Origin of the sequence: Bacillus sp. FSL W8-0848 (assembly GCF_038007805.1) — a bacterium.
GTDB classification, from domain to species: Bacteria; Bacillota; Bacilli; order Bacillales; family Bacillaceae; genus Bacillus; species Bacillus glycinifermentans.
Genome location: NZ_JBBOYB010000001.1, coordinates 2,094,415 through 2,107,856 on the forward strand (window position 1 = coordinate 2,094,415; position 13,442 = coordinate 2,107,856).

Annotated in this window: 15 protein-coding genes; all 15 read right to left on the reverse strand. The window is 49.2% G+C overall.

Features of this window, described 5'->3' with window-relative positions; all coding sequences use genetic code 11:
- Positions 1 to 53: 53 nt before the first annotated feature.
- The 15 genes from trmD to fapR all read right to left on the reverse strand — a co-directional run bounded on the left by trmD (position 54) and on the right by fapR (position 13,426).
- Complete coding sequence (gene trmD / locus NSQ39_RS10950) at positions 54 to 785, reverse strand: tRNA (guanosine(37)-N1)-methyltransferase TrmD (protein ID WP_046128981.1); 732 nt, start codon at positions 783 to 785, stop codon at positions 54 to 56.
- Entirely contained in the window at positions 782 to 1,303 is a 522-nt protein-coding gene (gene rimM, locus NSQ39_RS10955) for a ribosome maturation factor RimM (RefSeq protein ID WP_175076208.1), read from the reverse strand. The genes trmD and rimM overlap by 4 nt, the downstream gene beginning before the upstream one ends.
- Before the next feature lie 4 nt (positions 1,304 to 1,307).
- Positions 1,308 to 1,694 (reverse strand): YlqD family protein, encoded by a 387-nt coding sequence (locus NSQ39_RS10960; protein WP_046128983.1) that lies wholly within the window; start codon positions 1,692 to 1,694, stop codon positions 1,308 to 1,310.
- Positions 1,695 to 1,831: 137 nt separating this feature from the next.
- Positions 1,832 to 2,077, reverse strand: a complete 246-nt coding sequence (locus NSQ39_RS10965; RefSeq protein ID WP_046128984.1) for a KH domain-containing protein — start codon at positions 2,075 to 2,077, stop codon at positions 1,832 to 1,834.
- Positions 2,077 to 2,349: a 30S ribosomal protein S16 gene (gene rpsP / locus NSQ39_RS10970; protein WP_006638197.1), complete on the reverse strand. Its 273-nt coding sequence runs from the start codon at positions 2,347 to 2,349 to the stop codon at positions 2,077 to 2,079. Before rpsP ends, NSQ39_RS10965 begins: the two co-directional genes overlap by 1 nt.
- Positions 2,350 to 2,456: 107 nt before the next feature.
- Positions 2,457 to 3,797, reverse strand: a complete 1,341-nt coding sequence (gene ffh, locus NSQ39_RS10975) for a signal recognition particle protein (RefSeq protein ID WP_046128985.1) — start codon at positions 3,795 to 3,797, stop codon at positions 2,457 to 2,459.
- A 16-nt stretch (positions 3,798 to 3,813) separates the two neighbouring features.
- Positions 3,814 to 4,137, reverse strand: coding sequence for a putative DNA-binding protein (locus NSQ39_RS10980; RefSeq protein ID WP_341014850.1), 324 nt, complete (start codon positions 4,135 to 4,137; stop codon positions 3,814 to 3,816).
- Positions 4,138 to 4,282: 145 nt separating this feature from the next.
- Positions 4,283 to 5,272 carry a signal recognition particle-docking protein FtsY gene (ftsY, locus tag NSQ39_RS10985; protein WP_341014853.1) on the reverse strand — a complete coding sequence of 330 codons (990 nt, stop codon included), beginning with the start codon at positions 5,270 to 5,272 and terminating at the stop codon, positions 4,283 to 4,285.
- A gap of 16 nt (positions 5,273 to 5,288) precedes the next feature.
- Positions 5,289 to 8,849: a chromosome segregation protein SMC gene (gene smc, locus NSQ39_RS10990; RefSeq protein ID WP_341014857.1), complete on the reverse strand. Its 3,561-nt coding sequence runs from the start codon at positions 8,847 to 8,849 to the stop codon at positions 5,289 to 5,291.
- A 98-nt stretch (positions 8,850 to 8,947) separates the two neighbouring features.
- Positions 8,948 to 9,697: a ribonuclease III gene (rnc, locus tag NSQ39_RS10995; protein ID WP_046128989.1), complete on the reverse strand. Its 750-nt coding sequence runs from the start codon at positions 9,695 to 9,697 to the stop codon at positions 8,948 to 8,950.
- Positions 9,698 to 9,842: 145 nt separating this feature from the next.
- Positions 9,843 to 10,076, reverse strand: coding sequence for an acyl carrier protein (acpP, locus tag NSQ39_RS11000; RefSeq protein WP_003181706.1), 234 nt, complete (start codon positions 10,074 to 10,076; stop codon positions 9,843 to 9,845).
- Positions 10,077 to 10,142: 66 nt separating this feature from the next.
- Positions 10,143 to 10,886 carry a 3-oxoacyl-[acyl-carrier-protein] reductase gene (fabG, locus tag NSQ39_RS11005; RefSeq protein ID WP_175076206.1) on the reverse strand — a complete coding sequence of 248 codons (744 nt, stop codon included), beginning with the start codon at positions 10,884 to 10,886 and terminating at the stop codon, positions 10,143 to 10,145.
- Complete coding sequence (gene fabD / locus NSQ39_RS11010) at positions 10,879 to 11,832, reverse strand: ACP S-malonyltransferase (protein ID WP_175076205.1); 954 nt, start codon at positions 11,830 to 11,832, stop codon at positions 10,879 to 10,881. Before fabD ends, fabG begins: the two co-directional genes overlap by 8 nt.
- Positions 11,833 to 11,849: 17 nt before the next feature.
- Entirely contained in the window at positions 11,850 to 12,842 is a 993-nt protein-coding gene (gene plsX, locus NSQ39_RS11015; RefSeq protein WP_175076204.1) for a phosphate acyltransferase PlsX, read from the reverse strand.
- Positions 12,843 to 12,859: 17 nt separating this feature from the next.
- Positions 12,860 to 13,426 (reverse strand): transcription factor FapR, encoded by a 567-nt coding sequence (gene fapR, locus NSQ39_RS11020; RefSeq protein ID WP_046128993.1) that lies wholly within the window; start codon positions 13,424 to 13,426, stop codon positions 12,860 to 12,862.
- Positions 13,427 to 13,442 lie beyond the last annotated feature (16 nt).

The following is a 13,442-nucleotide window of genomic DNA, read 5'->3' on the forward strand; positions in this document are numbered from 1 at the left end:
GTTTGAGTCACAAGTAGTATCATATCATACCTTTTCACGCCATGCAATAGAATCTATCGGTTTTCCCACTCTGAAATCCATTTTCTTTCTTCGTCTGACAAAGGATAGTCTTCGAGAAGATCGGGCCGTCTTAGAAACGTCCGTTTGAGAGACTCTTTCCGCCTCCACTCTTTAATCTTCGCATGGTTTCCTGATGTGAGAACCTCCGGCACCTTCATGCCTTTATAATCCGCCGGCCGCGTGTAGTGAGGGTGCTCGAGCAGCCCGGTGCTGAAAGAGTCTTCAAGGTGCGACTCTTCCTTGCCTAGCACGCCCGGCAGAAGTCTCACAACGCTGTCGGCGATCATCATGGCAGGAAGCTCCCCGCCCGTCAGGACGAAGTCCCCGATCGAAATCTCATCAGTGGCGAGATGCTCTCTGATCCGTTCATCATATCCTTCATAATGGCCGCAAATGAACAGCAGATGCTCCTCTTTTGCCAGCTCTTCCGCCTTCTTCTGTGTATAGCGCTCGCCTTGGGGGCACACGAGGATGATTCTTGGAGATCTGCCTGCTTCTTCTGTCAGCTTTTCGACCGCATCAAAAACGGGCTGCGGTTTTAACACCATTCCCGCCCCACCGCCGTACGGATAATCATCAACGGTTTGATGCTTATTGTCGGAATAAGCGCGAAAGTTCACTACGTGAAAGTCGACGGCATTTTTTTCCTGGGCTTTTTGCAGAATGGAAGAGCCCAGCACGCCTTCAAACATCTCCGGAAAAAGCGTTAAAAAATCAATTCTCATTCGTCAAGTAATCCTTCCATGATATGAATCTTGATCGTTTTGTCTTTGACGTTGATGTCTTTGACAACGGCATCGATATAAGGGATGAGCGCGTCTTTTTTCCCCTGGCGCCCGACAACCCAGACATCGTTAGCACCGGGAGTCAAAATTTCTTTTACTTTGCCGATCAGATCTCCTTCTTCCGAGAAAACGTCACAGCCGATGATTTCGTGAAAATAATATTCGTCTTCTGCCAATGGGCTTAATTGGTCTTCGGGAACTTTAATCAAGGCGTTTTTTAACGTTTCGGCTTCAGTCAAAGTGGAGATCTCTTCGAACTGCAAGAGATGAAACTGTTTGTGAAGCCTGTAAGAGCCGACGGTCACCTGAACAGGCTCTTTTCCCTCCATGAACAAATAGAGCGTATTTCCCGGCTTGTACCGTTCTTCGGGAAAGTCGGTTTTCGAAATTACGCGGACTTCACCTTTTACCCCATGAGTATTGACAATTTTCCCTACATTAAACCATTGTTTCTGCATTTCTTCACCTCGGACGAATTTCAATGACAATTCCGTCTTTAATCACGATTGTTTTACCCTCTGTCATATCATGCCAATTGTCACCGACTTCGATCTCCATTAAAGCATCAATCTCTTTTTCTTTCACTTCGCTGCCCAGCGGGAGCGTGTGGATCTGATTGATTTGAAAATCGATGATTTTGATTTTATCCTGGCGTTTTTCGATTTCTTTTTTGAACGATTCGGTTGCCGCCGGATTGTGGTGTTCTTTTTCGTGCTTTCTCAGCTGAAAATAAAGCTGGTTGCATTCGCGCTCAAGGGTTTCTTTTCTTTCTTCAAAAGAAGCCAGCAGCTTTTTTTTGCTGTTTTCGGTTAAAACCTGCATAACGGTAACACGTTGGATAATTTGCATGGCATCATCACCTACTGTCCCCGTGATTTTTCTTCCCTGTTATCCGGCGGCGTGGCATGGCCGACTGACGCGGAATTTGTCATCTGTTTTGATGTTTCCCACATGATAAAAAAGGGGGAGGTTTTCACCCTCTCCCCTTAGTCTGCGATCTCTAGTTGAACTTTCTTAGAAGACTGTGCGCCGGCCGCAAATACGACAGAACGTATCGCTCTTGCAGTCCGCCCTTTTTTGCCGATGATTTTGCCGGTATCCTCTTTGTTGACGGAAAGGCGAAAGACGATCCGCCGTTCGCTTTCCTCTTTGGATACCTGTATGTCATCCGGGTGATCCACAAGCGGTTTGACCAAAGATACAATCAGTTCTTCCAAGTGCAGATCACTCATTACTTGCTTTGTTTAGCGTTGTGGAATTTTTCCATAATGCCTTCTTTTGAGAAAAGGTTGCGAACCGTGTCAGACGGTTTAGCTCCCGTTTGAAGCCATTTCAGCGCAAGCTCTTCATCGATTTTCACTTCCGCAGGTTTTGCCACCGGGTTGTAAGTTCCGACTGTTTCGATGAAACGGCCGTCACGCGGCGAACGAGAATCTGCTACAACGATACGATAGAAAGGAGATTTTTTAGCTCCCATGCGTTTTAAACGAATTTTTACTGCCATTTTACTAGCACCTCCGAAAATATTTCAACAAGATAGTATATTAACAATGATAAAAGTGTTTGTAAAGTGTTTTTTCTTAACAACGGTTTTATCATCTGAAAACAAGATTACATGAAGGGCAACTTAAATCCTTTTTTCTTCCCTTTTGTCATGTTTGTCATCTGCTTCATCATTTTTTTCATTTCATCAAATTGCTTTAGCAGACGGTTGACTTCCTGGACGGATGTCCCGCTTCCTTTGGCAATCCGCTTGCGTCTGCTGGCATTGATGATCTCCGGCTGCTCTTTTTCTTTCCCCGTCATGGACTTGATGATCGCTTCGACGTGGCTGAGCTGTTTTTCGTCAACCTTTACGTTTTTTAAGCCTTTCATTTTGCCTGCGCCAGGCATCATTTGAATCAGCTCTTCAAGCGGTCCCATGTTGCGGACTTGCCCGAGCTGTTCCAAAAAGTCGTCAAGGGTGAAGCTCATATTTTTCATTTTCTGCTCGAGCTCTTTCGCCTTTTCTTGATCGACGTTGGCCTGGGCTTTTTCGATCAGGGTGAGCACATCGCCCATTCCGAGAATCCGCGAAGCCATCCGCTCGGGATGGAACGGTTCAAGGGCATCAAGCTTTTCGCCCATTCCGGCAAATTTGATCGGCGTGTTCGTCACGGCGCGGATCGACAATGCCGCTCCGCCCCTCGTATCGCCGTCAAGCTTTGTAAGGATGACGCCTGTCACGCCAAGCTGTTCATTAAAGCTTTTGGCGACGTTTACCGCATCTTGACCCGTCATGGAATCGACGACAAGGAAGATTTCTTCCGGCTGAGCCGTTTCTTTTACCTTTTCCAGCTCATCCATCAGCTCTTCATCAATGTGAAGGCGTCCCGCCGTATCGATGATCACATAGTCGTGGTGGTCTTCTTTCGCCTTTTCGATTGCCTGTTTGGCAATGTCAACAGGGCTGACCTGGTCTCCGAGCGAGAACACCGGCATATCGAGCTGTTTGCCGAGCGTTTCCAGCTGCTTGATCGCAGCCGGGCGGTATATATCCGCTGCCACGAGCAGCGGGTTGCGGTTATGTTTTTTGCGAAGCAGGTTGGCAAGCTTTCCTGTCGTCGTCGTTTTACCGGCCCCTTGCAGACCGACCATCATGATGACAGTTGGCGGGCGCTTTGCCGCGGCGATCTTGCTTTCTTCGCCGCCCATCAGCTCCGTCAGCTCCTCTTTGACGACTTTAATGACCTGCTGTCCGGGCGTCAGGCTTTTCATGACATCTTGTCCGACGGCCCGTTCGCTTACCTTTTTCACAAAATCTTTGACGACTTTAAAGTTGACGTCCGCTTCAAGGAGCGCCAAACGGACTTCGCGCATCATTTCTTTGACGTCTTGTTCGGTTACTTTTCCTTTTCCGCGGATTTTAGAAATCGTTTGCTGCAGTCGGTCGGCTAATCCTTCGAATGCCATTTTTCAGTGCCGCCTCCTAATCTAATTTCTCAAGCGCGTCGATGAGCGAGGACGCTTCTGGCTGACCGGCAGTCAGCTCTCTCAGCTTCTCAAAAATCTTTTTGCGCTCTTGAAATTTTTTAAACAAAAGTAGCTTTTCTTCATATTGCTCAAGCATGGCCTCGGTCCGCTTGATGTTGTCATAGACCGCCTGTCTTGAGACATGATATTCTTCAGCTATTTCGCCGAGGGAGAAATCGTCTAAATAGTAAAGCGACATGTAGCTTTTTTGTTTTGATGTCAACAACGACTGATAGAAATCAAACAGGTAATTCATTCGCGTTGTTTTTTCAAGCGTCATGAGACTCTCCCCCTTGTTAAGTCAAATCCCTTTACGATACATTAGTTTACGCTGATTTTTTTCATCTGTCAAGATTTTATCTTGTCATGATGTCCTGCAGCGTTTGTTAAAAAGAAAACCCCTTTCGTACAGGGGTTTTCGCGGGCTATTCTTCTTCTTTTTCAATCAGATCGGAAAACAGGCCGTATACGTAGGATTCGGCTTCAAACGGCTGCAGATCGTCCATTTTTTCGCCGAGGCCGACAAGCTTGACGGGAATCTTCAGCTCGTGGCGGATGGCGAGGACGATTCCTCCTTTTGCCGTTCCGTCGAGCTTTGTCAGAACAATGCCCGATACATCGGTTGCCTTGGAAAATTCCTTCGCCTGCGTCATCGCGTTTTGGCCTGTCGTGGCGTCCAGAACGAGCAGCACTTCATGAGGCGCGTCAGGAACCTCGCGCTGGATGACCCGCTTTACTTTTTCAAGCTCCTTCATCAAGTTCACCTTGTTTTGCAGACGTCCTGCCGTGTCGCACAGCAGAACATCGGCGCCGCGCGCTTTGGCGGCTTGAACGGCATCATAGATGACGGCTGCCGGATCTGAGCCTTCGGCCTGCTTGACGACGTGGGCGCCGACCCGCTCTCCCCATACTTCAAGCTGGTCGATCGCACCGGCGCGGAACGTGTCTCCTGCTGCGAGAACAACGTTTTTGCCTTCTTTGACAAACTTGTGGGCGAGCTTGCCGATCGTCGTCGTTTTGCCGACGCCGTTGACCCCGACAAACAGGATGATGTTCAAGCGGCCGTCTTCTACGCGGAGCTCTGAAGCTTCCTGCTCCCCGCCTTCATAAATGTCGACTAGCTTTTCGGAAATAACGGACCGCACCTCTTTCGGATCCTGGATATTTCTTCGTTTGACCTCGGTCTTGAGCTCATCGATCAGCTCCATCACCGTTGACACGCCGACGTCTGCTCCGATCAGCACTTCTTCAAGCTCTTCGAAAAAGTCTTCATCGACTTTCCGGTAGCGTGAGACAAGCTCGTTGACCCGCTCCTGAAATGAGTTTCTCGTTTTGGCGAGCCCTTCTTTAAACTTTCCTGAGACTGAGTCTGTTTGCTTCGTGATTTTTTCTTTCAGTTTTTTAAAAAAGCTCATGACTGGTAACCTCGCTTTATTGAACTAATTCTTTCGTGTCTTCAAGCTTGACGGAGACAAGCTTGGAAACGCCTGATTCCTGCATTGTTACGCCGTAGAGAACGTCGGCTTCTTCCATCGTTCCCTTTCTGTGCGTAATGACGATAAACTGTGTTTCGTGGCTGTATTTTTTCAAATATTGCGCAAAGCGGAACACGTTCGCTTCGTCAAGCGCAGCCTCGACCTCATCAAGCACGCAGAACGGGACGGGTCTCACTTTTAGGATCGAAAACAAGAGCGCGATCGCCGTCAGGGCCCGTTCTCCGCCGGAGAGAAGGCTTAAGTTTTGCAGTTTTTTCCCCGGAGGCTGAGCGATGATGTCGACGCCCGACCGGAGCAGATCGTTCGGATCGGTCAGCTTCAGTTCGGCTCTGCCGCCGCCGAACAGCGCGCGGAAGACGTCCTCGAAATGGGAGCGGATTTGCTGAAACGTGTCTGAAAAACGCTTCGTCATTTCCTCGTCCATTTCCTCGATCACCTGAAAGAGCGTATTTTTCGCTTCAAGCAGATCGTCTCTCTGCTCTGTCAGGAAAACGTAGCGCTCATTGACCCTTTCATATTCTTCAATGCTTCCGAGGTTCACGGTCCCCAGCTCTTCGATCGCCAGCTTGATCAGCTTGACGCGCTTTCTCGCTTCCTCGGGACTGAGCTCAAGCGGATATTTTTCCTTCGCCCATTCAAAGGAGAGGCCGTATTCCTCCCTCAGGAATGACAGCAGGTTGTCAAGCTCCACTTCCATGCGGCCAAGCTTGACTTCTTCATCTTTCAGGAGGCCGGCCATTTGTTTGTACTGGCGCTTCATTTCTTTCAGCTCGAGCTCTTCTGTTTCAAGGCCCTGCTGCAGCTTCATCCGCTGTTCCCTTCTTGAGGCGATGAGCTCGGCGGTTTTGTTTTTATCGTTCAGTTTCTTCTTCGCGGCTTCTTCAAGCTTTTCCTCGCCGCTTGAGTTGGACGACATCTCATTTGTCAACAATGACAGGTCTTCTTTTGCAATCTTCAGCGCTTCTTCGTTCTCGGCAAATTCCTCTTCAAGCCTTGCGAGCTTTTCCCGTTCGTTTGCGCATGATTGCTCGGTTTTGGCGAGAACGACCTTCAGATCTGTAAGCTCGCTTTGCAGCGCCTCCTTTGTTGAAGTCTGCGTCTGCTTTCTTTCCGTCAGGCTCTCGATTTTCCCGTCGAGCGCTTTTAAGCTTTCGGACATGGCGGAAAGCTTTTCTTCGAGCTCTGCCTTCCTTTGTTTCTTTTCGTCGTCTTCTTTCAGGAGCGCCGATTTTTCCTCGTCGTAAAGCTCCAGATGGCTGTTGACGTTTTTCTCGGCGATTTCAAGCTCATAGAGGCGCCCTTTGATCTCCTGCTGCTCGGCGCGTAAGGCTTCGCCGTCTTCGCGCAGCGATTGAAGCTCTCGTTCAAGCTTTTGGATCGCTTGTTTTAAGCTTTTCACTTCGGCTTCGAGCGCTTCGGTTTTTTCTTCCATTACCTTTAGGCGCTCTGCCGCCGTTTCAAGCTCCCGGTTTCGGCCCAATAGAGAGTTGTTTTTCTTCTTGACGGCCCCGCCGGTCATCGATCCGCCCGGGTTGACGACGTCGCCTTCCAGCGTGACGATGCGGTATCTGTGGCCGAGCCGTTTGGCAAGCTCGTTGGCTCCTTTTAAGTGCTCGGTGATCAATACGGTGCCAAGCAGGTTTTGCACAACCGTCCTGTACCCAGGGTCGAACGACACGAGCTCGCTTGCGATCCCGATAAATGACGGATGCTCTTTTGCAGCTTCGATGTCGCGGGGCTGGATGCTGCGCTCTTTTATGACGGAAAGCGGAAGAAAGGTCGCCCGGCCTGACGAATGCTTTTTCAAGTATTGAATGGCCCGTCTTGCCGCGTCTTCGTTTTCGGTCACGACGTGCTGCGCAGAAGCGCCCAAAGCGATTTCGACCGCCGTCTCATACCTTTCATCCGTCTTGACGAGCTCAGCGATCGCACCGTGGATGCCCGGCAGCTCGCTTCTTGCTTTCAACACTTCTTTGACGCCTTGATAAAATCCGGAAAAATCCTCCTGCATGGCTTCAAGCATCTCTTTTTTCGAGCGCGCCTGCTGTACATATTGATACGCCTGGTAAAGGGCCGATTCTTTCTTTTCGTATTCGTTTTTCTTCAGCTCATAGTTTTTCTGCGCGTCGCGGTATGCCTTGATCTGCTGTGCGAGACGCTCCTCGAAAAGGCCGAATTCGTGTTCGGCTTTTGCTTTTTGCTCGGCGATATCGCGCCGTTCGCTTAAATATTTTTCGTTGTTGTCGGCCAGCCGTTTTTGCGCGGCTTTCGATTGGGACAATTGATCGTCTAAAAGCTGCAGCTCGTTTCGGAGAGACGCCTGTTCGTTCAGGAGCTCGAAATAGTCGCTTTTGAGCTGTTCGATTTCTTCTTCTACGTTTTCGCTGTAAACCGACAGCGCCGCCGTTTTTTCCTTGACCTCTTGTGCGAGACCCTTTGCTTCGGCCTGCAGTTTTTCGAACACAAGCTTCTGTGCGGCGATTTTTTCTTTCAGGCTGTTTTCCTTTTCCCCGCGCTGGGCGATTGTATCTTCAAGCTGCGCCCTGTTTTGGCTCGCGTTCTTTTTCCGCTCTTTCAGCACTTCTTTTCTGCCTTCGAGCTTTTCAAGCTCTTCGCTTGTCAAAAGGAGAACCTGCTGAAGCTCATCGACCGATTCGTCGAGGGCCTGAATTTTATCCCTCGCCTCTTCGATTTTGGCTTCCTTTGCTTGGATGGCTGACGAGGAGGCCATTTCTTCATCTTTCGCTTTTTCAACCTTTTGTTTGAGCGCCTCCCATTTTTGATGCAGCTCTTCAATGTCATACGCCGTCAACGCGATTTCTATCTTTTCGAGCTCGTCCTTTTTTTCGAGGTAGTCTTTCGCAATCGATGCCTGCATCTTCAGCGGCTCGACTTGACTTTCAAGCTCATGGAGAATGTCTTCCACGCGGTTCAAATTGTCCTGTGTTTCAAACAGCTTGTTTTCGGCTTTTTTCTTTCTCGTTTTATATTTTAAGACGCCGGCCGCTTCTTCGAAGATGCTTCTCCGCTCTTCCGCTTTGCTGCTGAGGATTTCCTCGACCTTCCCCTGGCTGATGATCGAAAACGCTTCTTTTCCGAGTCCGGAGTCCATGAAGAGATCGATGATATCCTTCAGGCGGCACGACTGATTGTTGATGAGAAATTCGCTTTCCCCGGACCTGTATACCCTCCGCGTTACACTGACCTCGTGAAAGTCAATCGGAAGGAAGTGGTCTTCGTTATCAAGCGTCAGCGTCACCTCAGCGAGGTTCAGCTTTTTCCGCGAGTCGCTCCCGGCAAAAATGATGTCTTCCATTTTGCCGCCGCGCAATGATTTGGCGGACTGTTCCCCGAGCACCCAGCGGATCGCGTCGGTAATGTTGCTTTTTCCGCTTCCATTCGGGCCAACGACGGCTGTCACACCTTTAACAAAATCTACAGAAATTCGTTCTGCAAACGATTTAAAACCTATTACGTCCAAACGTTTGAGGAACATCCTGATCCTCCTTATGTATTAAAGTATTACAATTCTATCATACCTTTGGATAAAGGCGTAAACATATCGAAATCCCCCTGGAAGCTGGCAAGGGGGATTTACTGTTTCATATGGTGTTTTTGCAGCTTTGCAAGTGCTTCCTGAGCGGCATGCTGTTCAGCTTCTTTTTTGGAACGGCCGCTTCCCACCCCGAGCACTTCTCCTTTTAGCGATACGTTTGCTTCAAATTCGCGGTTGTGCGCCGGACCTTTTTCCTGAAGGATTCTGTATTCCAAAGTGCCGCGTCCGTCGCGCTGTACAAATTCCTGTAGCTGGCTCTTAAAATCCATCACATGAGAAAAAGCACCATCGTCGATTTTAGGGAAGACGTACGCTTTCAGAAAAGCTACGACAGCTTCAAGCCCCTGATCAAGATAAAGCGCGCCGATAAACGCTTCAAACACGTCGGCCAACAGCGCCGGCCGCTTTCTTCCGCCCGTCATTTCCTCTCCTTTTCCGAGAAGGACAAGCTCCCCGAAGGACAGCTCATGGGCAAGAGAAACCAAAGAAGGCTCGCAAACGATCGCCGCTCTCAATTTCGTCAAATCCCCTTCGCTCATCGCCGGGTATTTGGCGTACAAAAATTGAGAAATCGTCAGTTCCAAAACAGCGTCTCCTAAAAATTCAAGCCTTTCATTATCTTCATACGGCTTCTTCCGATGCTCATTCACATAAGATGAATGTGTAAATGCCTGGTATAAAAGCTTCTCGTGCTGAAATTGAACCGAAATCCGTTCTTGAAACTTTTTAAACTGCTCCGCTTTCTTTTGAAACAATTTTTTGTCTCTGAAATGTGAATGTTTTGACATAGCAACCTCCATATGGGCACATCAGGTTCACCTAGACCTCCTGTTAGAAAAAGGCAGGGTTCGTTTTTCGTTCGGCAAAACATTAAGCTAAAGCCGCATGTATAAAGGGATAAAGCCCCGTCTTTAAACGGGACTTTAAGTTAGCTTACTGCTTACTATTTATGTAGTTCACAGCGTCACCGACTGTTGCAATCTTTTCAGCATCTTCGTCAGAAATCTCCATATCAAACTCGTCTTCAAGTTCCATGACAAGTTCAACTACATCCAGGGAATCAGCGCCTAAATCCTCTTTAAAAGAAGCTTCGAGAGTGACGTCAGCTTCATCTACGCCAAGGCGGTCTACGATGATTTTTGTTACACGCTCTAATGCGTCTGCCATAGCTATTCACCTCCCCTCAAGTATTATAGTTGATTCATTTTTAAAAAACCAGAGATAATTACATTTTTACTGCATAACCATTCCGCCGTCGATATTCAGCGTCTGGCCTGTCATGTAGCGCGACTGGTCAGACGCAAGGAAGACGACGACGCTGCTGATGTCAGAAGGCTCACCGAAGCGGGCAAGCGGAATCTGTTTCAGCATTTCGTCCTGGATGTCTTTTGTGAGCTTGTCCGTCATTTCCGTTGAGATAAAACCCGGAGCGATCGCATTTACGGTAATGTTTCGAGAAGCAAGCTCTTTAGCCAGCGTTTTCGTCAGGCCGATGACGCCAGATTTTGCCGCGACATAGTTCGCCTGTCCGGCGTTTCCGACGACGCCGACAACTGAGGCGACATTGATGATCCGGCCGCTTCTCTGCTTCATCATCTGTCTTGTCACAGCTTTGGAGCAGTTGAATACCCCTTTTAAGTTTATGTTAATGACATCGTCCCATTCATTTTCTTTCATTCTCATGAACAAATTGTCTTTCGTGATGCCGGCATTGTTGACGAGTATATCGATTGAACCGAAACGCTCAAGCGCCTCTTTCATCATTGCCTGAACTTCGTCGGCATTGGAAACGTCAGCTTTGATTGCAAACGCATCGCGGCCGAGCGCCTTGATTTCATCGACAACTTCGTTCGCCTTCGCTTCATTTCCCGCGTAATTGACGACGACGTTCGCGCCGTTTTTCGCAAGATCCAGCGCGATCGCACGGCCGATTCCCCTTGAAGCACCGGTAACAACGGCTGTTTTATTCTCAAGCATTTTCGTTTTCCTCCTTCAATGTCTGAACAGCGAGTTCAATCGTATCAGGGTCAGATACGGCAATCGTTTTGACTCTGCGGTTCACTTTTTTGACAAGCCCTGACAATACCTTGCCCGGCCCGATTTCGATGAACGTTGTGACGCCTTCGTCGATCAGCCTGCTGATCGATTCTTCAAAGCGGACCGGTGAATAGAGCTGTTCAATCAGCTTCTGTTTGATCTCGTCCTTGTCCGTTATCACGTCTGCGGTCACATTTGAAATAACAGGGATTGACGCATTTTTAATGCTGCATGCGTCAAGTACTTCGCGCAGCTTTTCAGCGGCGGGCTTCATCAGCTCCGAATGAAACGGTCCGCTGACTTCGAGAGGAATCGCGCGCTTCGCGCCGTTTTCCTTGGCGAGTTCTGACGCAAGTTCGACCCCTTTGGCCGTACCCGAAATGACGATTTGCCCCGGGCAGTTCAAGTTGGCGAGCTGGACGAGGTGGCCATCTTCAGACACCTGATCCGTCACTTTTTTTAACGCCTCTCCATCCATGCCGAGAACCGCGGCCATCGCGCCTTCTCCGGCAGGAACCGCTTCATTCATGAACTCGCCGCGTTTTCTCACGGTGTATACGGCGTCTTTAAACGACATCGCCCCGGCAGCCACGAGCGCGGTATATTCGCCGAGGCTGTGGCCCGCTGCAAAATCGGCTTCAATGCCGTATTCTTTTAGTTTTTCAAGCGCGGCTATGCTGGCCGTTAAAAGGCTCGGCTGCGCATTGTATGTAAGGGTCAGTTCTTTGGCGTCGCCTTCAAACATAAGAGCGCTCAGCTTTGTTTCCAGCGTTTCATCCGCTTCTTCGAAAATCCGTCTTGCTTTCGGCTCCTGCTCATACAGCTCACGCCCCATGCCGATATGCTGTGATCCCTGGCCCGGGAATAGAAATGCAATCTTACCCATGTTGTAAAACCTCCAGACTATTCATCTGCTTTTTGTTGTATTTTATCTTCAATAAATGCCGCGACATTTTGGCTGACCATCTCTCTCGCCTGGCGGATCGCATGGTAAACGGCGCGCCCGTCAGACGAACCGTGCGCTTTGATGACCGGCGCCTTCAAACCGAAAAGCCCTGCTCCGCCATATTCGGAGTAGTCCATTTTCGTTTTCATTTCTTTCAGCTTCGGTTTCAGCGCGGACGCCGCCAATTTGGCGGTAAAGCTGGATGTCAGCGTGCTTTTCAGCATTTTAAAGATCGACAAAGCCGCACCCTCAACCGTCTTCAAGGCAACGTTTCCGGTAAAGCCGTCCGTTACGATGACATCTGCGACTCCGTCCAGCATGTCGCGCGCTTCCACATTGCCGATGAAGTTCAAGTCCGTCTCCTTCAGCTTTTGAAAGGTCTGTTTTGCAAGTTCATTTCCTTTTTTGTCTTCCGTTCCGACGTTTAAAAGCCCGATTCTCGGGTTTTTCACGCCGAGAACCTGTTCGCCGTATACGGAACCCATGATTGCGTATTGGACGAGATGCTCAGGTTTCGCATCTACGTTCGCACCGACGTCCAACAGGAGAAAGCCGTCCCCCGCCACCGTCGGCAGCGTCGGCGCCAGTGCCGGCCTTTCGATTCCTTCGATTCTGCCGACGATAAAAAGTCCGGCTGTCATTAAAGCGCCCGTGTTTCCGGCCGAAATACAAGCGTCGGCTCTGCCTTCTGCAACTTCCTGCGCCATGAGGACCATCGAAGAGTTTTTCTTTCTTCTGACAGCCCGGACAGGTTCGTCTGTCGCTTCAATGACTTCTTCTGCATGTTTGACGGTGATCCGCCCGTGTTCTGTTAAATGGCCGGCTATTTTTTCCCGGTCTCCGATGAGTGTGATCTCAAGGTCCTGAAAATCCTTGACAGCCTTCATCACTCCGTCGATTACAGCTTTAGGAGCATTGTCGCCTCCCATAGCATCTACTGCAATTCTCATGACAAATGCGCCACCTTCTATGATTGTTTTGAACGATACATGACAAAAACGCCTGAAAACACAGGCTCTTCGGCAACAAAGCTGTTCACTTCGACAACCGTTCTGCCTTTATCTTTATCAAGCTTTACGACTTTCGCTTTTGCCACAACCCGCTCGCCTTGTTTGACCTGCCTTGTAAAGCGGATGTCCGCTTTGGCGGTCAGCGCGAGCTCATCATCGATGAGGGCGACGGCAAGCGAGTTGGCCTGGGCGAACAAGTGGTGTCCCCTGGCGATTTGGTTGCGGCTGAACACGTGTTCCCTTCGGATCTCAAGAATCGAAATCGCATGTTCATCAAGCTCAAGGTCGATGATTTCTCCGATGACTTCATCAAGCGACAGCGACTTCACTTCGTCTTCGAGCGATTTTTCGGCAACACTTTTGATTCTTTCCCGAAGCTCGGGTATCGAAAGTTCCAAACGGTCTAAACGAATCGTCTGAATGCTGACTTTAAATTTCTCCGCCAACTCTTCGTCTGTAATGAACGGGGTCATTTTAATCGTCTGCTGCAGCAATTCTTGGCGTTCCCTTTTGCTTTTTCTCATATTTATAAACACCATC